Source organism: Candidatus Palauibacter sp. (assembly GCF_965261555.1).
Lineage (GTDB): Bacteria > Gemmatimonadota > Gemmatimonadetes > Palauibacterales > Palauibacteraceae > Palauibacter.
The window spans coordinates 1,406,952-1,429,409 of the sequence record NZ_OZ253465.1 but is presented as its reverse complement, the minus strand read 5'-3'; the positions used below and the strand labels follow the sequence as shown (position 1 = coordinate 1,429,409).

The following is a 22,458-nucleotide window of genomic DNA, read 5'->3' as shown; positions in this document are numbered from 1 at the left end:
TTGCCGTGCGCGGCAAGCTGTCGGAGGCGGTGGGTAGGGATGCATACGGTCGCTTGGCAACCAGGGACGGCGCGCTGACCAGGGCGATGCATATCACCAAAATATCGCTCAATACCTGCTGTCCATCGCTCCAGTATCACAGTGTGTGCTATCATGCAGTGTTTCACGTGGATTCAAGCCGGGATGGAATCTGAACAGGAGACGTTGCGCGTGACAGGAAGGTTACAACCATTAATCCTTCGGCGGAGCGCAGTGTCCCTGACGATCTGCCTGCTGGTCGGCTGCGGCGGCGATTCGGAGATCACGGATCCGCCGACTTCACCGCCAGCGACACCACCGCCAGCGACACCACCGCCGCCGCCACCTCCACCTCCGCCGCCGCCAAGCCCTCTGCAGGTGGAACGGGATGCGCTTAGGGCGCTTTACCACGCCACGGGAGGAGATTCGTGGAAGTATCGAGATAACTGGCTCACGTCTTCTTCCGTGGAGGATTGGCACGGAGTGGCGGTTCACGCGGGTAGTGGGCGGGTCCACACCATCGACCTTCGGGATAACGGGCTGACCGGTTCCATCCCGCCCGAGATCGGGAACTTCGAGAGTCTGGTCAATCTGTTTCTCATCAGCAACGACCTCACCGGTTCCCTCCCGTCCGAATTGGGTGAGCTTGCCCGGTTGGAGTACTTGGACGTTTCCTCCAACATGCTCACCGGTTCCCTCTCGTCCGAATTGGGTGAGCTTGCCCGGTTGGAGTACTTGGACGTTTCCTCCAACATGCTCACCGGTTCCGTCCTGCCCGAGTTGGGCGGGCTCGCCTCGTTGGAGCACTTGAGCCTCGGCGACAACGAGCTGACCGGTCCCATCCCGCCCGAGTTGGGCAGGCTCGCCCGGTTGGAGAACTTGAGCCTTCACTCCAACGAGCTGACCGGTCCCATCCCGCCCGAGTTGGGCGGGCTCTCCCGGTTGGAGAACTTGAGCCTTCACTCCAACGAGCTGACCGGTCCCATCCCGCTCGAGATCGGCGACCTCTCTCTCTTGCGACGGCTGGAGCTACAGGAGAACGATCTTGCCGGTGCAATCCCGGCAGAGATCGGCAACGCCAAACGGCTAATCGGCTTGAACGTTTCGGTGAATCCGAGCTTGTCGGGCCTGATGCCCCGGCGCCTGCTGAACTTGAGGGAACTGCTTTCTTTATCTACAGTGGGGACCCGGCTTTGCGCTCCACTGGATCCCGGATTCCGCGATTGGATGGACGGAATTTCATTGGTGAGCGTGGATGAATGTGACGCAGGTGTCGTGGAACGCATGGCCCTGGCGGAACTCTTCAACACGACAGGCGGTGAGACCTGGGGGAACGCACGGGGCTGGAACACGGACGCGGACCTGGAGTCGTGGTACGGTGTCGCGGTTGAGGAGGGGCGCGTGCGGTCCCTCCTGCTGGCGGACAACGGTCTGAGGGGATCCTTCCCGACGGCGATCGTCACACTGTCGGAGCTGGAGCAACTGGACCTGAGCAACAACGACCTCACCGGCGGCTTACCTGTGGATGTCGGGTACATGTCCTCGCTGACGACGCTGCTTCTGACCGGCAACGCGAGCCTGGACGGGTTGCTTCCGGGCAGCATGGTGAGGATGACACAGCTTGCCGTCTTGCAATATGGAGATACGGGTCTCTGCATTCCGCCGACGCGCGGGTTCCAGACCTGGGTGGCCGGATTGGACGTTCTGGAGGGATCGTTCTGCACGGACGCGCAGCGTGTTACCCTGGAGTTCCCGATGGTGTACCTGGTCCAGGCGATCCAGCAACCAGGGCGAACTGTACCGCTGGTGGCGAATCGGGGCGCGTTGCTGCGCGTGTTCCTTACGGCTCCCGCGCTGCACGGCTTCACCGCCCCTCCGGTGCTCGTCACATTCCATCGCGAAGGTGAGCCGGTGTATCAGGTTCGGATCGAGGCGCCGAGTCCGGAACTGCCCGTCCATGTGGATGAGGCGGATCTCTACGGGTCGTATAATGCCGTAATCCCGGCGGAGCACATTCAGCCAGGTCTCGAATTCTTCGTCGATGCCGACCCGGACGGTTCGTTGCTCCTCGCAGATGATGCGGAGGATCGCTATCCGGCAGATGGCAGTGTGCAGTTGGCTGTGGTGCAGGTGCCTGCGATGGAGCTGACGGTGGTCCCGGTGCTGAATGCGGCGGAACCCGATTCCTCGATCTTCCAGTCGGTAACCGACCTCACGAAGGATTCCCACGTCGTGAGCATGCTTCGGTGGGCCTTTCCATTCTCGGCCTTTGAAGCTCGAGCGCGGGAGACCTACATCACGTCGTTGGATCTAACTACCGATGCCGGGCAAATCGGGCTGCTCCGCGAGCTGGAGGCGGTGCGCAACTCGGAATCCGGCACCGGATACTGGTACGGAACCGCCCTGAGCAAGACGGGACTCGTGCGCGGAGTTGCGATGTTGGCCGGCCCGATCAGTATGGGTAAGCCGTTGGCCGGGGAGCTGGCTCATGAGGTGGGGCACAGCCTGAACCTACAGCATACCCCCTGTGGTGGCGCGGGTGGCGTTGACCCGAGTTTCCCGTACCGGGATGGTGGAATCGGAGCGTACGGCTATGACTTCCGCGAGGGTGTGGTCGTCACCCCCGACGCGCGGGATGTCATGGGATACTGCCAGAGCTACGCTTGGCTGAGCGATTACCACTACCAAAGAGTGCTGGCCCACCATCGTGCTGCGGCGAGGGACGTATCGAACGGATCGCCGCAAGCCGAGCAGCTTGTTCTGAGCGGCGGCGTTGTCGAGGGTGACCTGACGCTGGACCCGCCGTATCGGTTACCCATGGCGACGCTTACCCCGTCATCCACGGGTCCGTATCTGATTGAAGGCTCTTCCGGCCCCGATCTCCGGTTTTCGTTCCGCCTCACGCCGCGCGAGGACAAGTTCGGCAACAAGTACTTCCTCCTCGCGGTTCCCGTGCAACGGGGTGAGGTGGATCGGATCGTTCTTCGCGGCCCGGAAGGCGAGGTCGTCGTCGATGAGCACGATGCCCGGACGGTCACCATCATCCGGGATGAATCCGGTCTGGTCCGCGGCATGCTGCGAGACTGGGAAGGCGATATCCCGGCGATTCCGGATCAATTCGGCGAAGTCAATCTTGTGTCGTATCGTGGACTGATGGAGGTGAGTCATTGATGCCGGGGTGGGGTCGGGCCGAAGAACGAAGTTCGCTGGTTTGAAGGCTCCCGTCCGACGTGGATGACGACGCCCACATCGACCTGCTCGTCCGCGAGCGCCGCACCATCGTCGGGGCGGCGACGCGCGCCATACGCTCGCTGCTCGTAATCATGCCGCGGGGCGACGACTCGATGCTATTCGACTATTTTGATTCAAGGCTGTGGAACACGGCGTGAAACTGGCGAGCGGAGGGCGCGCGCCCCATCCTTCACCGCCCGGACACCGGATTGTCCCACGCCTTTCGAGGGGCCGTAGCTCAGTTGGGAGAGCGCCTGCTTTGCAAGCAGGAGGTCGTCGGTTCGAATCCGATCGGCTCCATTGGGTCTGCGCCGAATCTCGGCGCGCGGACAACCGCGCCGGAGCGACCGTGAGGGACCGTAAGGAAACAACACCGGAAACGAGCAACCACGGCAACTGAGCGTCCGCGAAAGCGGAACGGCTCCGGCATGAGCACCAAGCGCGCGGGGGAGTTGCAGCGGCGCGGGTTCGACGCCTAGGCTCTCTGGAAGAATCAGGCAGCCAACTCCCGGAAGGCCGGTGGGCCATGGCGGAATCTCGAAGGACTTTCCTCAAGCAGTCTGCCGCGACGGTGGCCGCCGTTTCCCTCACCGGGTGTGCCCCCGGGGAGACCCGCGAGTCCGCAGCGCAGACCGACACGAACGCCACCTCGGCCGGCACGACCCCGGTTCCCCTCCTCCCTGAGACCCTGCGGGCCGTCGGCGAAGCCGTCCTCCCCGACGAACTGGGGGATGATGGCAGAGAACGCGCCGTGCGCGCCTTCGAGCGCTGGTCCGATGCCCTCGATCCCGTGGCCGAACTCAGCCATCCGTACCTCGTTCCCGAGATCCGGTATTCGGGGCCGGATCCGAGACCGGGATGGACGGCGCAACTCGAGGGTCTCGAGAAGGAGTGCGAGAGTCGGCACGGGATGGCCCTGTCCGATCTCGACGTGCCCGGACGCCGGGAACTCCTGGCGCCGCCGCTCGGAGAATCGGGGGCCGCTCTCGGGGCGCCGCAGCAGGCTGATCACGTGGCGCTGGCCCTGATGGCCCACTTCTTCGGCTCTGCGATCGCGACCGACCTCTGTTATGGGCGGGCGATCCGGAAGGAGCTTTGCCGCACCATCGAGGGGGCCGAGGACGAACCCGAGCCGCTGCGGACGGCGCCATGACCCCCGCGCGGAGAGGTGCGAGGCGCGTCGTCGAGAGCGATGTCTGCATCATCGGGGGCGGGATCACGGCCGCCATGGTGGCGGAACGGCTCGCCGAGCGGACCGGCGCTTCGATCACCGTGGTCGAGGCGGGAGAGCGGACGGCGTCCCTCGAGGAACGGTCCGACACCCGGGCGCGGATGCTGGCCTACGGCGAGAACCCCTGGCCGAACGACCATATCCGCAGCCAGACGGGCTCGGGCGCGATGTACAATTCCATGGTCGTCGGCGGCGCGGCGATGCACTGGGGCGGCGCGGTCCCGCGCTTTTCCCCGGAGGACTTCCGCCTGCGGTCGCTGTACGGGGTCGCCACCGACTGGCCCATCTCCTTCGACGACATCGAGCCGTACTTCCAGGAGGCCGAGGAGCGGATCGGCGTCGCGGGCGAGCAGGGTCCGCCGGAGTACGACCCGCGCTCGAAGCCCTACCCCATGCCCCCGCTGCCGCTCTCGTACAGCCTCGAACGCATGCGGGAGTGGACGGAGAAGACGGACATCCCCTTCTGGACGCAGCCCTGGGCGCGCAACACGGAGCCCTGGCAGGGGCGGAACGTCTGCCGGCGGTGCGACACCTGCTCCGTCTGTCCGACGGGTGCCAAGTACACGCCCGACTTCGCCTTCGACCGGCTGCTGGCGGACGGGCGCATCGACCTCGTCACCCGCACGCTCGTCCGACGCCTGAGCCTGGAGCCGGGTTCGGACCGGATCGCGGTCGCGGAAGCCGTCGACCGGGACGCGCCGGACGAGCCCGTGGAGTTCCGCGCGGGCACCTTCGTGATCGCCTCCGGGCACGCCTGGAGCTCCCACCTGCTCCTGCTATCGGCGAACAGCCGCTTTCCGGACGGCCTCGCCAACCGCACGGGGAACGTGGGGCGGTACATGACGGGACACTGGTACCTCAGCGGCTTCATCGACCTTCCGATGCGCCTCTATCCCGGGATGTTCGTCTACAACAGCCTCCTCTCCCGCCGCTTCGCGAGTCCGGGACCGCTGGACCGCTACGTGCGCCACGATCTCCGCCTGTGGGAGTCGAACGTCGGCCGCACCGCGAGGCTCAGGGACGAAGACGGACGACTCCTGTGGGCCGACGAGATCATGGCGGACTGGAGGGCCCGGACCGAGTCCGAGTCCACCGCGCGCGTCCGCGCCTACTACGACCTGCTCCCGGACCGGGAGAGCCGCCTGACGCTCGACGCCGGGCGCACGAACTGGCTGGGCGACCCGATGCCGAAGATCGACTACCGGCCGGCGCAGGAGAGCATCGACCTCCAGGACCACACGGTCGACACGATCTCGGGACGGTTCGAGGAGTTGGCGCGCGCCGCCGGAGGCACCATGAGGAGCATCGGGCGGCCGTCCGAGCTGTGGGAGCATCCGGGCGGTGGATGCCGGATGGGCGACGACCCCGCCACGAGCGTCGTGGACCGCTGGGGCCGCACACACGACCACGAGAACCTCTTCGTCGTGGGCGCGCCGACCATCGTCTCCGGCGGCTGCGCGAACGGGACGCTCACCTTCTGCGCCCTCTCCCTCATGTCCGCCGAGGAGATGCAAGGGGTGCTGCCCTCGGCCTGAGGCACGGGAGGCAGCGCGCCGTCCGGCGGCCCAGAGGTTCACGCTGGCGTCAGTCTTTCGAGTCGTCGGCCCAGGACCAAGGCTCGTCCGGCACCGCGCCCTTCCGGGGGCGAGCGCGGCGTCGTTCCCGGCCGCCCAGGTCCACGCGCTCGATGGGTCGGATCTCCCGTGGCGGCACAGCGTTCAACAGGCCCTCCGCCAAGCCGAGGGCGATCGCCACGCGCAGCAGGCTGTCCAGACTGCACGGCTGTCCGGTTTCGATGCGGCGAAGCGTGCGCAGGCCGATTCCCGCGTCTTCGGCGAGCATCCGCTGCGTCACATTCCTCGCAAGACGCAGCCTCGCTAGTCGACGCCCCAGTTCGATCCGCAGTGCGCGAGAAGTCAGCGATTCGTGTGTCATGCCAGTAGCCAGAATCTGCTCCTGTTCTTCGCAGACTGCGGGTGGATCCACGCGATGTGTTGCCGGCGGATCGACGAGGTCGTCAAGGGCCATATGTGGCCTACTAATTGGCCGGAACGATCTTATGAGGCCAGACGCGGCCCCTCTCAGGGCCGCTTTTCCCCCGCCGTGACGGAGAAGCGGAGGTAGTTCTCGCGGGGCGGGAGGCTGCACACCGAGTAGGGCGTGAAGGCGCACGGCGCATTGTAGGCGCGGTTGAAGTCGATCGTCGTCCAGCCGTCGTCATCGGGGAACGGCGCGCGCATGTAGCGGCCGGCCTGGTAGGTGTCCGTCACGGCAGTCGAGTCCCACAGGCTGATGAAGTAGGAGCGGCTCGACGCGCCGGCGAAAGCCATGAGGCGGTGTTCGGCTCCGTTCACGCGGAAGACCAGATCCCCCGGCGCCGTGTTCTCGAGCGTACCGCCCCGTACATCCCCCAGCGTTACGGTGCGCGGCTCCGCATAGGGCTCGAACCGTGCCGTCACGCGCCACTCGTTCGTGATCGGAAAGTACTCGGGAAGCTCGAAGGCGTCGAGGCGCAGGGCATCCGTATCCCATACCCGAAGCCAGAGCCGGTCAGTCCCCGGCTCCGCGTGGACCCGCATCCCGAGCGACCCCAGCGCCAGGCGGATCGTCCCTTCGCTACGGTCGTCCGGCAGCGGCATGGGTTCCGTGACGGGTTCACCGGCTGTCCCGGAAACCTGCTCTCTCAGGCGCAGACCGCTCCCGTCTTCGGGGACGAGACGCACGGCCCCATCCTCGAGGTACAGCGTACCGGCCAGCGGCGGCGCGTCTTCTGCGGGCAGGACGATGGCCCCAGACGGATCCGAGCCGAACGTGTTCGGCCCTTCGCGCAGTTCGAAGAGCCCATCCCAGCTGATGACCCCCGCGTTGGGATTCGCGAGACTGTTCCTTCGACCGTCGCGCCACTCCTCATGCTCGGCCGCCAGGATCTCGGAATCCACCGGAGCCGGCTCCGGCCACGTCTCCGGCCCGCAGGCCGTCAACACCGCAGTGAGCACGACAATCGGTCGCACCGCCTGGATTGCGTTCTTTTTCACGGGACCAGCGCCTCCAGGGCGTCGGGGTCGCGGGGGAGGGCATCGGTGAGGACTTCGGCGCCGTCCTCGGTGACGAGGATGACCTCTTCCACGAACACGGAGACGCCGAGGTCGTGGTTGTAGTACCACGGCTCGATCGTGAACACCATTCCGGGCGCGAGCGGTTCGTCGAGAAGGGCGGGATCTCCCGTCGAAAGCCCGATGTGGTGGCCGAAGAAGGAGGGGGTCTGCATGTACGGCTCTTCCTCGTCCGGGATCGCGTCGTAGGCCACCTGCGTGAGTTCGCGCAGCGTGACGCCGGGGCGCACGGCGGCGATCACGGCCTCCGCCGCCCGCGTGCTCACGAGGAGCTTCTCCCGCTGGACCTCGGTGAACGCACCGTTCGCCGGGAAGGTCCTTCCCACATCGCTCACGTATCCGTTCAGTTCGCACCCGACATCGAAGATCACGAGGTCGCCGTCCTCCAGCCGCCGGTTGCGCCGATCGTAGTGGGCCGCGAGGACACGCCACGGCCACAGGCTGTTGGGACCCGACTTGATGATGGGCGTGAACGGAATGGACTGAGCGCCCGACGTGCGGCATACCCGCTCGAACTCGCCCTGGAGCGTGCGTTCATCCACCCCGGGACGGATGAGGTCCGCGGCCGCCCGAATCCCGCGCATCGTCGCATCGGCGACGCGGCGCATGCGCATGATCTCGGCCGGCGATTTCACCATGCGCAGGCGGGCGACGATCTCGAACGCATTGACCAGTTCCGCCTCCGGATAGTCGTCCCGGAGACGCCGAATCAGAGACGCCGTGGCGTCGAGACTCCCGACCAGGGGGACGACCGGATCCGGCACCTCGCCCGGAGTCCCCGCGTTCACGCGCAGGATCTCCCCGGCACCCGCGCGCTCGCGGAGAAAGCCGTCGAGTTCGGCGATGTCCCGGTACTCGTCCGCGCCGCCGATGCCGCGGATCTGGTAGTCGTCCAGCAGCGGCCGGCCCGGAAAATCGTTCGGCCGGCCCGGGTTTTCGAAGCGCGGGTCGCGCTGCGGCATGAATAGAATTGAAACGTCGCGTCGCGCGTCGAGGACGAGCATCGACTGTGGGACTTCCAGGCCCGTCAGGTACCAGAAGTCGTCGAGCTGACGGAAGGTCTCGCCGTGCGTGATGCCGTCGGAGGAGGGTACGAGCAGGAGGCCGCCTCCGGTGGCGCGCAGGCCGTCGAGGACTCGGTTGCGGCGAAACTCGTATTCCTGCGGGCGGAAGCCCGGGCGGACCCAATCGGAGTAGCGCTGCTCCGGCGTCTGCGCCGAGAGCCCGCCGGAGGGTCCGGTGACGACGGCCGCGGCGGCGAGCAACGAACCCGCGAGCAGGCAGCGTCCGAGCCGCCTGTTCGACACGCGCGAGGCGGAAACGGCGTTCACAGCCGCCACACGACGAGGAACTGGACCACGCTCTCGGACACGTCGGTCCCCAGCTTGTGGCGCCAGTACTGGTACTCGATGCCGCTCATCAGGCGACCTCCGTCGCCGCCCAGGATTCGGCCCACGTCCACGGTCAACTGCGGTTGGGCGAGGATCCAGGCGCGGACCTCGTCGCCGAACTCGTTCTTCACGGCGCTGATGTACTCCGCATGGCCGGTGAACGTGAACGTCTGCCCCAGCATCTCCCACGTCGCGAGCCAGTTCACGTCGAACATCCAACCGTTGTCCGTCGACGGCGCGCCGCCGTTGTCCACACCGCTGGAGGCGTCGACCAGGCGCGCGAAGTCCGTGTTGAGGAAGATGAACCCCGGGATGTCCCACGACGCCCGGAACCCCGGCGTGTACTTCAGCACCTTCGCCTGTGAACTGTAGTTCACACCGCCGAGCAGGGCGAAGTCGCGGACCGGGCCGAACCCGACCCGGCTCCCGCTGATCTTCCCCAGGCTCAGCGATGGATACCACTCGCCGTACAGGTCCTTCTCGTTGAACCCGTCGTTTCCCCCGTCCGCCGTGTAGTCGAAGAACATGAAGTGGTCGCCCCAGGACCACTGCGCGGCGTTCTGGAAGGTGACGACCGTCGTCCCGTGCCCCGTGTCCGAGAACGGATTCACCAGCTTGCCGAGCTGGAGTTGGAACTCCGTCTGGCCGGCCGCGGCTCCTGGCGCCGCGAGGAGGAAGACGATGGCGGGCAGTCCGGCGGAAAGCCGTGTGCTGAGGTTCATTCAGCCTCTCTATCGGGGAGGATCGGGGCAGCAGGCCGTGGCAAAGCGTTCACACGTCGTGAGGTTACAGCCAGATGAATTTTGCGGCGAACACCAGCGCCACCAGGACCAGCATCGGCGGACACTCGCGCCAGCGGCCTGCCAGGATCTTGATCGCGACGTACGTGATGAAGCCGAGTCCGATTCCGTCGGCGATGGAGTACGTGAGGGGGATGGCGATCGCGGTTACGACCGCCGCGGCGGACTCCGTAATGTCGTCCCATTCCACGTCCTTCAGCGCGCGGGCCATGAGACAGGCGACGTACAGAATCGCCGCGGCGGTGGCGAAGGACGGGACGGACTCGGCCATCGGCGAGAAGAAGAGACAGACGAGGAAGAGTCCGGCCACGACGACGGCCGTCAGCCCGGTCCGTCCGCCCGCGCCTACGCCAGCGGCGCTTTCGATGTAGCTGGTGACTGACGAGGTCCCCAGCAGCGTCCCCGCCACGGTCCCGGTCGAGTCGGCCATGAGCGCCCGCTGGATGCGCGGCAGTCTTCCATCCTCATCGAGGAGGTCGGCTTGGTGCGCGACGCCGATCAGCGTGCCGGCGGTGTCGAAGAGGTCCACGATGAGGAAGGTGAAGATGACCGCGATCATGCCCAGTTGCAGCGCGGCGCCGATGTCCAGCGCGAACAGCGTGGGGGTCGGATCCGGGGGCAGCGACACCCAGCCGTACCACTCGGAAACGCCCAGAATCAGGCCGATGGCCGTCACGCCGAGCATCCCGAGGATCGCCGCGCCCGGGACCCGCCGCGCGGAGAGCGCCGCGATCGCGCAGAAGCCGAGCAGGGCGAGCACGGCCGGCGCCGCCGTCAGTTCGCCCATGGTGACGAGCGTGGCCGGACTCCCCTCGATGATCCCCGCGTCCCGCAGCGCGATCACCCCGAGGAAGATCCCGATGCCGGCCGAGATCGCCATCTTCTGGCCCCGCGGGATCGCGTCGATGATCCAGCGCCGCACGGGAAGCACGCTCAACGTGACGAACAGCGTCCCGGACAGGAACACGGCCCCGAGCGCGACCTCCCAGGCGTATCCCATTCCGAGCACGACGCCGTAGGTGAAGAAGGCGTTCAGTCCCATCCCGGGCGCGAGCGCGATCGGATAGTTCGCGTACAGCCCCATCACGAGCGTGGCGAACGCGGCCGCCAGACAGGTTGCGACGAACACGGGGCCGAACGGCATGCCGGCCTCGGAGAGGATCGACGGATTGACGAAGGCGATGTAGACCATCGTCAGGAAGGTGGTAACTCCGGCGGTCACCTCCGTCCGCACGTCGGAGCCGCGCTCCGACAGCCTGAACCAGCGTTCCAGCTTCCCGGTCATCAGTTTACCTCCGACGTGCTGTGGCGACCCGCCCCCTCAAGGGGCCTCCGTTCCCGGGGAAAAGCAACGGGCATGGAGCGCTTCGACCCGCTCCACCTCGTCCGCGGTCAATCGCTCGAACTCGCGGGTGCGCGCCCGCTTCGACAGCGTGCCGTGATTCTGTCGGAGGAACCGCGACAGGAGATCGATCGTCCGACTCGGCATGTCCGCGATCTCCTCCTGGACGCGTCGCGAGAACTCGTCATACCTCTCCAGGTATTCGACTTCACCGGGGAGATCCCGTGTCACCGTCTCTTCCACGCAGCTGTAAAGAAACTCCGCGTGAGCCGTGGCGTCGAAGAACCGGTAGAACTCGCCCGTCTCGTTCAGGACCTCGATGTTGTGGCGGCCCGTTACCCGCCATTCAATCAGCGGCAGGACGCTTGAGGAGTAACTTTCGAGGACGTCGCGGTACTCCGAGATCCGTCTGAGCATCGGCACGCTCACCGGAAATACCAGACTTGGCGGATTGTAGCCCGCGCGGGCGAGGACGTGGTGGATCAACCACCGGTGAAGGCGTCCGTTCCCGTCGTCGAAGGGATGGATGTACACGAACCCGAAAGACAGGGCAGCAGCCAATACGACCGGATCGACGGACGTTTCCTCCGCCATCCGGTCATACTCGACCACCCCCCGCATCAACTCTGCCAGGTCATCCGGGCGTGCGCTGATGTGTTCCGGGATCGGGTTCCGGGTCCGCCGGTCGCGCTCGCCGATCCACCCCCCTTCGGTCCGGAGCCCGAGCTTCACGAACCTCGGGTCGCCGATCACCACCCGTTGGAGGCGCTCAAACTCATCGACCGAGAGGTCGCGCTGGCCTGCTTCGCCGATCGCCTGGCCCCAGCGAAGTCCTCGATCCTGCGTCGGCTGCTCACCTTCGATTTGAAACGACGCCCGGCTGTCTTCCAGAAGCAGAAAGGCCGCGGCACGCCGGACGACATCCGGGTGTGTCCGTCCAATCGCTTCCCGAGCTTGCTCTCCCAGGCTCATGTCCACATAGCGCCCGAGTCGAGAGGTCCGTCGGACCAGCGGGCAGAACCGCCTCGTGCCCGGCAGGTTGTTGCGCACCCGATGCCGACGAGAGAGGGGCCCGGTCTCCGATGCAAACTGTTGCCTTGGATTCACGACCCGAACGGCTTTCACCTTTCCGGCGTCGGGAAGGTTCAGGCGTGCGTCCATCAGCCATTCATACAGAAACCAGATGCGGCGGGCGTAGGCGCCCGTTGGCTTGGCGCGCACGATATGCACGATCTCTCTCGGCTCGATCTGCCTGAAAAGAGCAGATAGCACACCCAGGCTTACCCCTTCCCACTTCAAGGCGAACTCGAGCTGACTTCCCAGACTCTCGTCCGGCGCGTGGGTGGGAGAAAGCAACCGCCACTCGCGTGTCGAGACGGGACGACGGCGCTCGGCGATGGCGGCCAGGCGTGGCGGCGGCGGAATTTGAAGGTCGTGTCGGGCCATGAGCGCGGCATAGCCCGCAAGTTGCCCGGGTTCGGGAGGCCGCCACCGAACGCTCATGAGGAAAAGCGCAGATTCACAAGGAGCTCGTTTTTGCGAGAAAACTTTCACCGATTGTCAAAATTTATCACAAACTGGACGGAACGCAAGAAAAGTCTCACAAATAGTTAATTCTGCGGCAAAATATTCACCGTTGATTGAAAAACGTCAAAACTATTCACAACACTGCGAATCCCCTCACGGATGAGCGGCAGGCGCGAAAAACCCTTCACGCGTGACCTGGCGGCTCCCGAAGCCGGGTTCAGGGGCGTGCGGCTTGCTCCGGCATGGGGACGAGTTCGTTCGGTCCGGTGAAATGCAGGCCGACGGCGGTTCGGCCGGCCAGACTGGTGGCGGCGGCGCGGTAGACGTCGGCCTGGATGCGGTAGTCGCGGGCTGCGCGGGGCGCCTGAGCCGCCGTGATGTCGTGCGTCTTGAAGTCGATGATGAGGGCGTCCAGCCCCTCCTCCAGGCCCAGCGCTCCGGCCAGGCGAGAAGGCGGGGTGCCGCGGCCGGGGTCGGGGCCGGCGAGGCGCCGGTACAGGTCGAAGGCGCCGAACCGCCAGTCGCGCGCGCCCACGAGGTGGGTGAAGGTGAGTTCCTTCCAGTAGTCGCGGCCGAGTTCGCCCTCCGTGTACCAGGCCCACTCCTCGCTCGCGGCCACGCGGCGGATCTCCTCCTCCAGTTGCTCGCGGTATTCGCTCCCCGGGCGGAGCATGGCCTCGAGTTCGGGCTCGTCCAGCGAACCGATGGTCTCCTCCACGACGCGGGCGATCTCCGCTTCGGCCTCCAGCCGCTCGAGCGCGCCGTGAATGATCTGGCCCCGGACCAGGGCCGGGAGTCCTCTCTCCTCCCCCGAGGGTTCGGGCGCAAAGTGCCAGGGGGCGAGCGCGCCGTGCCTGTAGCGGCGCTCCCATTCGTCGGGGTCCCCGTTCAGGAGCATGAGTTCGGTCGCCGAGCGGGTCCATCGCAGCGTCGGTGCGGGGAGGGCGTGGATCAGCGCCGGAGGCGCCGCCATATCGTACCGGTCCAGCCACTCCAGCATCGGCGGGCGGCTCGTCCGCGGGACGATCGGCGTGTCCCCGCCGCTCCGCACGTCGGCCCCGCCGCGGGCGAGCCATTTGTCGTACCCCTTCCCCCCGTCCGTCGGGCCAACGATGATCAGGCGGTCGCGGGCCCGCGTCGCCGCCACGTACAGGAGACGCGCTTCTTCCGCCGTCGCCTCAAGTTCCTCGCGGCGCAGGATCCGGTTGCCGCGCGCTCCCCGGTCGGACGCCTTGAGGCAGAAGAGGGGGCCGAGTTCGGGGTCGGACCAGTACTCGTTCGTACGCGGGTTCCAGAGTTTCCGGTCGACGCCGACCAGGAAGACGACCGGCCACTCCAGCCCCTTCGCCTGATGGATCGTCGACAGCGTGACGACGTTGTCTTCCTTCGAATAGAGCGGCGCCTGCGGAAGTCCGACGTCGCGGCTCGTCGAGCGATCCCACACCTCGAAGAACGTGGAGAGGTCGTGCGCGCGGTGGGATTCGGCGAAGTGGATGAGACTCTGGAGGTTCGCGAGGATCTCCTCCGCACCTTCCATGAGCAGCACGTGCAGACGGTATCCGGTGCGTTCGAGCAGTTCCTCGATGACTTCGTCGAGCGCGAGCCGCGGAGCGAGTTGTCGCAAGTCATCGAGCACCGAGAGCCCATCCTCCAGCGCGCGGCGTTCGACGCCGGCCAATTGCGGGTGGTCGGGGGCCTCGGGCCACTCCCCTTCCTCCAGCCACCGCTTCGCTTGGCGCAGGAGCGGCCCGCCGCGCTGGAGGAGGCGGATTCGGGCGATCGTCTCGTCCCGGAGCCCCACGAAGGGCGACCGGAGATAACCGAAGGCGCGCAGGTCATCTCGCTCGTTCCCGAGCAGCCGAAGCGCGTTGAGGACGTCGAGGATCTCCTGGCGTTCCCCGAGATGCGTCATGCCGGCAACGAAGTAGGGGATACCGTGGCGCTTGAGCGCCGTCTCGAAGTGCTCGAGGCCGCCGCGGGCGCGGTAGAGGAGGGCGATGTCGCGGAACGCCAGCGGACGAAGCTCACCCATGTCGGGATCGCGGATTTCGTCGCGGCCCACGGACGCGAGGATCCGGGACGCGATGCGAACCGCCTCGGACTCACGGCGCTCGGCGACGTTCTTCCCTTGCGCCCGTATCCACTCAACGCCGGTCTGCTCATGATCATCAACGCCGGCCACGAGGTCGGCGTAGTCAATCCGGCTCGGCAGTTCCTCCTCGGCGAGCGCGGCTCCCGTCTCGTCCATCGAGACCCGGCCGACGACGTTCACGAAGTCGACGATCGGGGGGGCGCTGCGGAAGTTCCGAGGGAGGTCGAGGATATCGCCCTCCTCGGCAAAATCGTCGGCGACGGCGTTCCATACCGAAATGTCGGCGCCGCGGAAGCGGTAGATGCTCTGCTTCGGGTCGCCGACGAGGAAGAGCTGGGGACGCGCCACGCCGCGTCCGATGGCGAAGGCGATGTCTCGCTGCGTGAAGTCGGTGTCCTGGAACTCGTCGATGATTAGCATCCGGTAGCGGTCCCGGATCGCGGCGAGCGCGGCGCCGCCTTCGGGGCCGAGCAGGAGATCCGCCGCCCCCAGGACGAGGCTGTCGAAGTCGCGCTGGTTCTCCTCCTCCAGACGCGCGTCCCAGCGCACACGGGCTTCGAGCCCCAGTTCGACGAGTTCCGAACAGATTGCGAGTGCCTCCTCGTCCTTTTCCCCGCCTTCGAGGCACAGACGCTTCACGGCCGGCAGGTCGAGGCCGGGGCTTTCGGGCGGAAACAGGTCGAGGGAGCCGTCGCTCGCCGGCGGCGGGTCTGTCCGGAGCCATCCCGCGTACCGCCGGTCCCGCCACCTCAGGTCTCGGAGCACGTCCCGGACGTGGTCGATCGCACCCTTGACGTGCTGCCAGCCCGTGAGCTTCCAGCGACGCACGATCGCCTGCGCCGCCGCGTCTTCCTCCTCGAGCTTGTCGAGCAGAAGCGTCTTGATGAGTTCGTCCTGCTCGGCCCACGCCTCGTCTTCGTCGAGGACCTCAAATGTCGGATCGATGCCCAGGCGCAGGGCGTGTTCGCGGAGCAACTCGCCGCAGAAGGAGTGGATCGTGCCGACCGAGGCGCGGTCGATCTCCCAGCGCAGTTCGTCCGCGCGCGTCGAGGCCTCGATCCGCTTCCGGAGCTGCCGTTTGAGGTCGTAGGCCGCCTTCTCCGTGAACGTGACGGCGGCGATTTCGTCCAGCCGGCAGGAGACGGCCGGCGGCGCGAGCGGTTCACCGGTCGCCCCGTTCACGCCGAAGGGGAGACCGAGCCGCCACATGATCTTCCCGACCACAGTCGTCGTCTTGCCCGTGCCGGCGTTGGCGACGAGCAGCGTGTCGTCCTCCGACCGGATCGCGTGCACCTGCTCCGGGGTCCACCGGATCTCACCCACAGGCACCCTCCCCGCGCCCACGGTCGTCGCCGCCGAAATCGCGGAAGCGGTGGCCCTCGGTGAACCGTGCGTGGTTGCGGCGGATTTCGAGTGTCGGGTCCCAGAACTTCCAGCCGCCCTTCCGCGACGCGACGGCCTCGAAACAGCCGTTCCGGACGCGGCCGGGAATGGAGAGCGCCATGGAGAGGGCCTTCTCGTACCTCGCTTCGCCGAAGTTGACCTGCCCGCCGTTCTTCGGAGCCCCCGGGTTCTTGATCGACCTGTAACGGCCGGAGCGCATCTCGTAGCCGCGGTCGGCCATGACCTGCGTATAGAGGACGCCCTGGAGCGCGGTGGCGTCGTCGAACCAGGTCTTGTACGGCGGTTTTCCGCTCTTGTAGTCGAGCACATGGTGGACCCCGATCTCGCCCGCCGTCCGGTCCACCCGGTCGATGCTGCCGCGGAGGCGAAGGCGAGACGTCCGCCCCCGCACGTCCTCGCCCTCCACGAACGTTCGCTCGTCGTCCCAACCGAACCGCAACTCGGTGTGGACCGGGCGTTCGCCGTCTTCCGCCATCTGTTCGAGTTCCCAGGCGACGTAGTCGCGCACGCCCGTCACGATCCCTTCGCGGGTCTGCTCCCACAGGGCGGCGACACCCAGCCACTCGCCCTTTTCCACGCGTTCGGCGCAGACGTCCCGGGATATCTCCGCCAAGCGGGTCGCGGCGGGGCCCGCGAGGGAGAGCGGGAGCCGGCCCATGAACTCCGCATAAAAACGATCCAGTATCTCGTGCGCCACGCTTCCGAAGGTGAGCGGCGTCGTCTCCTCCTCCGCCTCCTCCACGCCTTCCAGCCGGAGCACGCGCTCGATGAGGAACGTGAAGGGAGACCGCGCGTAGGTCTCGAGCTGGCCGGCGGACCACGGGTAGTCGTCGTCGAAGCGGTGCTCCAGCTCCCGCAGCACGTCGGGGTCGCGCAGGTGACCGTTCCAGGGGTTCGGTCGAAAGGCGGGATGCAGGACATCGACTCCGCTCGATGGAGACGCGGGGAGGAGGAATCCGGGATAGCGCTCGAGCCCGGGGCCGCGGTGGGTCTCGGCCGCAGCCGACACGATCGCGCGCGCGATGCGGCCGGAGCGGGCGGGGGCGATGCACGGCTGCTCCGTCGAGTCGGGGCTTCCGAGCGTTCGGTACAGGGAGAAGGCGGCCCGCCGATCCGCCTCGGCTGGCGTGACGGGCTCCCGGTCATCCGAGGGCCGCCGGATTCGCGGCAGTTCGGTGGCGTCCTCGTGCGGGGGGACCATGAGGGATGGAAGGAGCGGCGTGCCACCCGCATCCGTCGTCCGGTAGGTGATCGATACCGGGCCCGACTGCTGCGTGACGGCGCGCCACAGCGCTCGCTCGTGGCGGAGCGTCTCGTCCCGGTGCGCGACGGGCAGGTCCAGCGCGGCGAGGCGGCGGCGCTCCCCATCGGTGAACACGCCCGTGGAGCCCGTCGTACGCGGGAACTCGCGGTCGTTCGCGTGCACGACGAACATGTGGGCGAAGGGGACGAGGGCCGCGTCGTGCGCCTCGAGGACCTGGACGCCCTTCTGCCCGGGGGTGGAGAGGACGAGTTCGTTCGCCTGCAGGAGTTTCTCGAGCAGGGCGTACCACCCGGCCGGCGTGAGCGGGTCGTCGGCGTGGTCGAGATCCCGCCACTCCCGCAGGAGTCTCTCGAGGAGGAGGATCCCGCGCTGGTCGGAGCGCACGACCTCCCACCGCTCCTCTACCGGATCGCATACCCGTCGCCTCAGTTGGAAGACGCCGCGGTCTTCCCTGACGAGCGCCAGGGTGAGGTCGATCCAGTCGGCTTCGGGGCGCGCCTCGCCCAGCGGTTCGAGTACGGCTCGCACGGCCGCGAAGGCCTCGATGTCCTTCTCGACGCGATCGGCGAAGAGCCCCCGGCCGCGTATCTCCCGCGCTTTCTCCTCCACGAGGCCGCAGAGCCGCTCGAGGTTCTCGCTCCAGGCATCGAGCCCCACGACCCGGCGGAGCGCCGCGATCGCGTCGATACCCCGGAGATCGACCCGCGTGTCGAAGTACGGGTGCGCGAGGACGGCTCGCAGCGACCGGAAGTCCCAGTTCCGCGCCGCCCCGCGCAGCACGAGGAGGAGCGCCCTGAGGGCCGGGACCTCATCCAACGGCGTTCGGATGCGGGCCGTGGCAGGGACCCCGGCCCGCCGCAGCGCCCGATACGCGCGGTGGGTGTTCTCGCGCCCGGACCGCGCCACGACGGCGACCTGATGCGGTTCCGCCGTCCCTGCCGTCAGAACCTCCTTGACCTGCCGCGCGACCCAGGCCATCTCCCGCGCCGCATCCGGAACCGGCTGCACGGTCACCGGCCCGGCTCCGTGGCCGTCGCCACCATCTCCGCGACCGGCGATCACCTCTGTGCGGGCAGCCAGCCCATCGAAGAAGGGGTCCGGCTCGGACTCCTCGGGAAGGTAGAGATGGACCTCCACCTCCCGCTGCCGGGCGAGCACCGTGAGCATGCGGCGCCGCGTCCGCGGGCTCGCGATGCTGTACACGTGCAACTGGCGCGCGCCGCCGATCACCGTCGTCAGCCCTCCCGCCTCGATCCGCTCCGCTATGCGGGCGTTCACCGAGCGCCGGTCGAGAAGTCGCCGTCCCTCGAGCGACTCGAGATACGCGCGGTACGTCGCCACGGCCCACTCGTTGCGCCGGCGCGCGAAGTCGTCCCCTCCAAGCCGGGCCAGCGCCCGTTCCAGTTCCTCCGGCGGCACGCCCTCCGGCAGCAGGTCGCCGAACAGCCGGTCGAGCATGTGCCCGCGGATCACGCCGTCCCCCCGGCCGGGCTCCCGCCCCAGGATCCGGCTTCCCAGCCGCGCCGCGTGCCGGCTCACCAGCCGGCGGCGCGTGAGGAGACCGACGGACCTCTCGCGGATGCCGAAGCGGTCGGTCAGATCGCCGAACAGCGTGACGGGGGGGTCGAGCCATCCGGGGAGGCCGCGTTCGTGCGCGGCCTCGAACAGGAGATCCCGCAGGTTCCGGTGGTTGAGCCAGATCCACGCGGACGCCCCCGTGCCCGCCTCGGCCGGCGAGGCGGCCCCCGCCAGAAAGCGGTCGACGCAGGCCTCCCACAGCGGGGCCGCAGCCGGCGCTCGGACTACGTTGAGAGGCATGACTCAGATGTCGGACGGATGAATGGTCTCCTGAGAACGGGATCCACGCTCGACGGTCGTCGCGCGTTCGTGTCGCGTCAAGCTCCGGGTTGACGGGCGGTGCGCGCGACGAGATATCTATTGTAGATCCCTGACGACGAGGAGAAACCCGTGGGTGCGAGCTCACATATTGCAAGATGGGGTAGCAGTCTGGCTGTCCGCATTCCCAAGCCGGTGGCCGAGCAGTGGGGTGTCCGAGAAGGTTCCCGCATCGAGATGCTTCCGCGCGGCGACCGGCTGGTAATGCGCAGGAAGACCCACGATCTGGCGGAAATGGTGGCTCGGATCACCCCGGAAACGCTGCACTCCGAGGTAGACACCGGTCCGGCGGTCGGCGAAGAGGTTTGGTAGCGCCCCCGCATGCTCCCGACAGTGGCGACATCGTTTGGCTCGCGTTCACTCCCCAGGCGGGACATGAGCAGGCCGGACGCCGTCCGGCGCTGGCGCTGAGTCCCCGCATCTACAACAGGAAGACCGGGCTGGCCCTCTTCTGTCCGATCACGTCGAGGGTGAAGGGCTACCCGTTCGAGGTGGCGCTTCCCGCCGGTAGTCCCGTGACCGGCGTAGTCCTTGCGGATCAGGTCAAGAGCCTGGATTGGCGGGCACGCGAGGCAGATTTTGCATGCCGAGCCCCACCGGCGGTGATCGATGAGGTCGTGGACAAGATCGAGGCGCTGCTTGGTGCACGCTGATCACCGCGACCGACTCCTCCACATCAGTACCGAGAGGGCCGAGGCGCCCCCGTGAAGGAGGCCTCGAACGAGTTGTCGGCCAGTGTCTGGATGTCTTCGGGCGAGAGGCCGACCGCGTCGGCGACCTGGCGGAAGTTGTCGTTGATGTAGCCGCCGAAGTAGGCCGGGTCGTCGGAGTTCACGGTCGCGCGGAGGCCGAGGTCCAGCATGCGCTTGATCGGGTGGGCGGCGAGGTCGTCCACGACGCGGAGTTCGAGGTTTGAGAGCGGGCATACCGTGAGCGGGATGCGGTCGTCTCGCAGGCGGGCGACGAGGGCGTCGTCCTCGAGGGCGCGGTTCCCGTGGTCGATGCGTTCCGCGCCGAGGATGTCGAGCGCCTCCCACACGTACTCCGGCGGACCCTCCTCGCCGGCGTGGGCGACGAGCCGGAGGCCCATGTCGCGCGCCGCGTCGAACACGCGCGCGAACTTCGAGGGCGGGTGCCCCACCTCGCTCGAATCCAGGCCCACACCCAGGAGCCGGTCGCGCCAGGGTTCCGCGGCTTCGAGCGTCTCGAACGCTTCCCTCTCCGTGAGGTGCCTCAGGAAACAGAGGATGAGGGAGACGCTCACACCCCGCTCCCGTGAGCCGGCGACGGCCCGTTCGAGCCCGTCCATCAGCGTTGCCAACGGTACGCCGCGTCCGGTGTGGGCCTGCGGGTCGAAGAACATCTCGACGTGGACGACGTTGTCCGCCGCCGCGCGCCGCAGGTAGGCGTCGGCGAGTTCCAGGAAATCCTCCTCGGTCCGGAGGACGTTCATGCCCTCGTAGTAGAGGTCGAGAAACTCCTGGAGGTTGCCGAACGAGTAGGCCCGGCGGACCTCCTCGACGCTGCCGTAGGGGAGCGGCACGCCGTTCCGGCGGGCGAGGTCGAACATCATCGCGGGCTCCAGCGAGCCCTCGACGTGGATGTGGAGTTCCGCCTTGGGCGTGCTCCGGATGATCTCGTTCAGGTTCGGCATGGCGTGCGTCTGGTGGCCCCTCGTGACGACGGGGTAGTATGGATCGTCGAACTCATGCAGGGGCGGAAGTCCCCTGCCCGGATAACGCCCGACTGGACACGTCCCATGAGCCAACCCCGCGATAACTGGAGTTCGAACGTCGGCCTCGTGCTGGCCGCGACCGGCAGCGCGATCGGCCTCGGCAACCTGTGGAAGTTCCCGTTCATCACCTGGGAGAACGAAGGGGGCGCCTTCGTCCTCGTCTACCTGGTCTGCATCCTCGCCGTCGGCCTGCCGATCATGATGGCGGAGTTGCTCATCGGGCGCAGGAGCCAGAAGAGCGCGGTCGGGGCGCTCAAGGAGGCGGCGGGACCCTGGTGGGGCGTCGTCGGCGGCTGGGGCGTACTCGCGGGGTTCATCCTCCTCAGCTACTACACCGTCATCGCGGGCTGGTCGCTGTACTACTTCGCCCAGTCCCTCGGCTGGACGTTCGGCGGCTATCCCGCCGGGATGGCGGCGGGCGACCTCTTCAACGAGCAGGTGGGGAACGCCGGCCTTCAGCTCGCGCTCTCCCTCAGCTTCAGCGTCGCCACGATCGCCGTCGTCTACTTCGGCGTGAGCAGGGGGATCGAACGAATCGCCCGGATCTTCCTGCCGATTCTGTTCGGAATCCTCCTCCTCCTCCTCGTGAGCGCGCTGGGGATGAGCGGGTCCGGAGAGGCGCTGCGCTTCATCTTCCGCGCCAACTTCGGGGAGCTGGAGATGAGCGGCGTCCTCGAGGCGCTGGGGCACTCCTTCTTCACCCTCTCCCTCGGGATGGGGGCGATGATCACATACGGCTCCTACATCTCGCGCAAGCAGTCGATCGTGAAGGCATCGGGGGCGATCGTGGCGCTCGACACGCTGATCGCGCTCGTGGCCACCGTGATCATGTTCTCGGTCATCTTCTCGGTGGCGGGGATGAGCGACCAGGTGAGCGGCTCACCGGTGGGAATGCTCTTCATCTCGCTGCCGGAGCTGTTCTACACGGCGGTGCCGTTCGGCGTCGTGCTGGGGCCGCTCTTCTACGTGCTCGTGGCGCTGGCGGCGCTGACCTCGACGATCTCTCTCCTCGAGGTCGTGTCAAGCTACGTCATCGATGAGCACCGAATCCCTCGACACAAGGCGACGGTTCTCTGCGGCGCGGCGATCTTCGTGTTCACGATCTTCGCGGCGCTCTCCTTCACGGGCACGCCGTTCCTCTCCACGCTCGAGGTGTTCGCGGGCAAGGCCGGCTGGTTCTCGACCGCCGACCACTTCGTGTCGAACTGGATGCTGCCCATCGGCGGGTTCTCGATCACGCTCGCCGCGGGCTGGTTCATGACCCGGAAGGCGACGGAGCAGGAACTTGTGGACGGCACGGAGCCGCGCTGGTTCCACTACGGGGCGTGGCGCTTCTTCATCCGCTGGGTGGCGCCGCTCGCGGTGGGCGCGATCATCGTCGCCGTTATCCTGGGCCGCGACTTCAGCTGACGAT

General features: G+C 67.2%; 16 protein-coding genes and 1 tRNA gene. 8 read left to right on the top strand and 9 right to left on the bottom strand.

All coding sequences use genetic code 11. The annotated features are described in order from the left end of the window. Positions 1-501: 501 nt before the first annotated feature. The 5 genes from ACQY5G_RS06110 (at position 502) to ACQY5G_RS06090 (ending at position 6,015) form a co-directional block, all read left to right on the top strand. On the top strand, positions 502-3,189 hold the full coding sequence (locus ACQY5G_RS06110) for a hypothetical protein (RefSeq protein ID WP_428277985.1): 2,688 nt from the start codon (positions 502-504) through the stop codon (positions 3,187-3,189). A 59-nt stretch (positions 3,190-3,248) separates the two neighbouring features. After that, positions 3,249-3,407, top strand: coding sequence for a hypothetical protein (locus ACQY5G_RS06105; protein WP_428277983.1), 159 nt, complete (start codon positions 3,249-3,251; stop codon positions 3,405-3,407). 69 nt (positions 3,408-3,476) lie between these two features. Then, positions 3,477-3,549 (top strand) — tRNA-Ala (locus ACQY5G_RS06100). Positions 3,550-3,775: 226 nt separating this feature from the next. Continuing rightward, positions 3,776-4,402: a twin-arginine translocation signal domain-containing protein gene (locus ACQY5G_RS06095; protein ID WP_428277981.1), complete on the top strand. Its 627-nt coding sequence runs from the start codon at positions 3,776-3,778 to the stop codon at positions 4,400-4,402. Then, the gene (locus ACQY5G_RS06090) at positions 4,399-6,015 is read left to right on the top strand and encodes an FAD-dependent oxidoreductase (protein ID WP_428277979.1); all 1,617 of its coding nucleotides are present in this window, start codon (positions 4,399-4,401) and stop codon (positions 6,013-6,015) included. Before ACQY5G_RS06095 ends, ACQY5G_RS06090 begins: the two co-directional genes overlap by 4 nt. 49 nt (positions 6,016-6,064) lie before the next feature. Here ACQY5G_RS06090 and ACQY5G_RS06085 read toward each other — a convergent pair whose 3' ends face one another. The 8 genes from ACQY5G_RS06085 to ACQY5G_RS06050 form a co-directional block, all read right to left on the bottom strand. Next, on the bottom strand, positions 6,065-6,508 hold the full coding sequence (locus ACQY5G_RS06085) for a helix-turn-helix domain-containing protein (RefSeq protein WP_428277977.1): 444 nt from the start codon (positions 6,506-6,508) through the stop codon (positions 6,065-6,067). A gap of 53 nt (positions 6,509-6,561) precedes the next feature. Then, positions 6,562-7,515, bottom strand: a complete 954-nt coding sequence (locus ACQY5G_RS06080) for a DUF1684 domain-containing protein (RefSeq protein WP_428277975.1) — start codon at positions 7,513-7,515, stop codon at positions 6,562-6,564. Next, complete coding sequence (locus ACQY5G_RS06075; RefSeq protein ID WP_428277973.1) at positions 7,512-8,924, bottom strand: aminopeptidase P N-terminal domain-containing protein; 1,413 nt, start codon at positions 8,922-8,924, stop codon at positions 7,512-7,514. Before ACQY5G_RS06075 ends, ACQY5G_RS06080 begins: the two co-directional genes overlap by 4 nt. Then, the gene (locus tag ACQY5G_RS06070) at positions 8,921-9,706 is read right to left on the bottom strand and encodes a nucleoside-binding protein (RefSeq protein ID WP_428277971.1); all 786 of its coding nucleotides are present in this window, start codon (positions 9,704-9,706) and stop codon (positions 8,921-8,923) included. The genes ACQY5G_RS06075 and ACQY5G_RS06070 overlap by 4 nt, the downstream gene beginning before the upstream one ends. A 64-nt stretch (positions 9,707-9,770) precedes the next feature. After that, a complete protein-coding gene (locus ACQY5G_RS06065; protein WP_428277969.1) occupies positions 9,771-11,069 on the bottom strand; it encodes an NCS2 family permease in 1,299 nt (432 codons plus the stop codon). Positions 11,070-11,105: 36 nt separating this feature from the next. Continuing rightward, entirely contained in the window at positions 11,106-12,680 is a 1,575-nt protein-coding gene (locus ACQY5G_RS06060; protein ID WP_428277967.1) for a Fic family protein, read from the bottom strand. A gap of 190 nt (positions 12,681-12,870) precedes the next feature. After that, entirely contained in the window at positions 12,871-16,068 is a 3,198-nt protein-coding gene (locus tag ACQY5G_RS06055) for a UvrD-helicase domain-containing protein (protein WP_428277965.1), read from the bottom strand. Then, a complete protein-coding gene (locus ACQY5G_RS06050; protein WP_428277963.1) occupies positions 16,061-19,231 on the bottom strand; it encodes a PD-(D/E)XK nuclease family protein in 3,171 nt (1,056 codons plus the stop codon). The genes ACQY5G_RS06055 and ACQY5G_RS06050 overlap by 8 nt, the downstream gene beginning before the upstream one ends. Positions 19,232-19,381: 150 nt before the next feature. Here ACQY5G_RS06050 and ACQY5G_RS06045 point away from each other — a divergent pair, with 150 nt between their 5' ends. Both ACQY5G_RS06045 and mazF read left to right on the top strand, forming a co-directional pair. Beyond that, positions 19,382-19,621, top strand: a complete 240-nt coding sequence (locus ACQY5G_RS06045) for an AbrB/MazE/SpoVT family DNA-binding domain-containing protein (RefSeq protein WP_428277961.1) — start codon at positions 19,382-19,384, stop codon at positions 19,619-19,621. Next, positions 19,615-19,962: an endoribonuclease MazF gene (gene mazF / locus ACQY5G_RS06040; RefSeq protein ID WP_428277959.1), complete on the top strand. Its 348-nt coding sequence runs from the start codon at positions 19,615-19,617 to the stop codon at positions 19,960-19,962. The genes ACQY5G_RS06045 and mazF overlap by 7 nt, the downstream gene beginning before the upstream one ends. 23 nt (positions 19,963-19,985) lie before the next feature. On the opposite strand, the gene ACQY5G_RS06035 is transcribed toward mazF, so the two are convergent. Beyond that, positions 19,986-20,963 (bottom strand): adenosine deaminase, encoded by a 978-nt coding sequence (locus tag ACQY5G_RS06035; RefSeq protein ID WP_428277957.1) that lies wholly within the window; start codon positions 20,961-20,963, stop codon positions 19,986-19,988. A 105-nt stretch (positions 20,964-21,068) separates the two neighbouring features. Between ACQY5G_RS06035 and ACQY5G_RS06030 the strand changes: the two genes are divergently transcribed. After that, positions 21,069-22,454 (top strand): sodium-dependent transporter, encoded by a 1,386-nt coding sequence (locus tag ACQY5G_RS06030; protein ID WP_428277955.1) that lies wholly within the window; start codon positions 21,069-21,071, stop codon positions 22,452-22,454. Positions 22,455-22,458 lie beyond the last annotated feature (4 nt).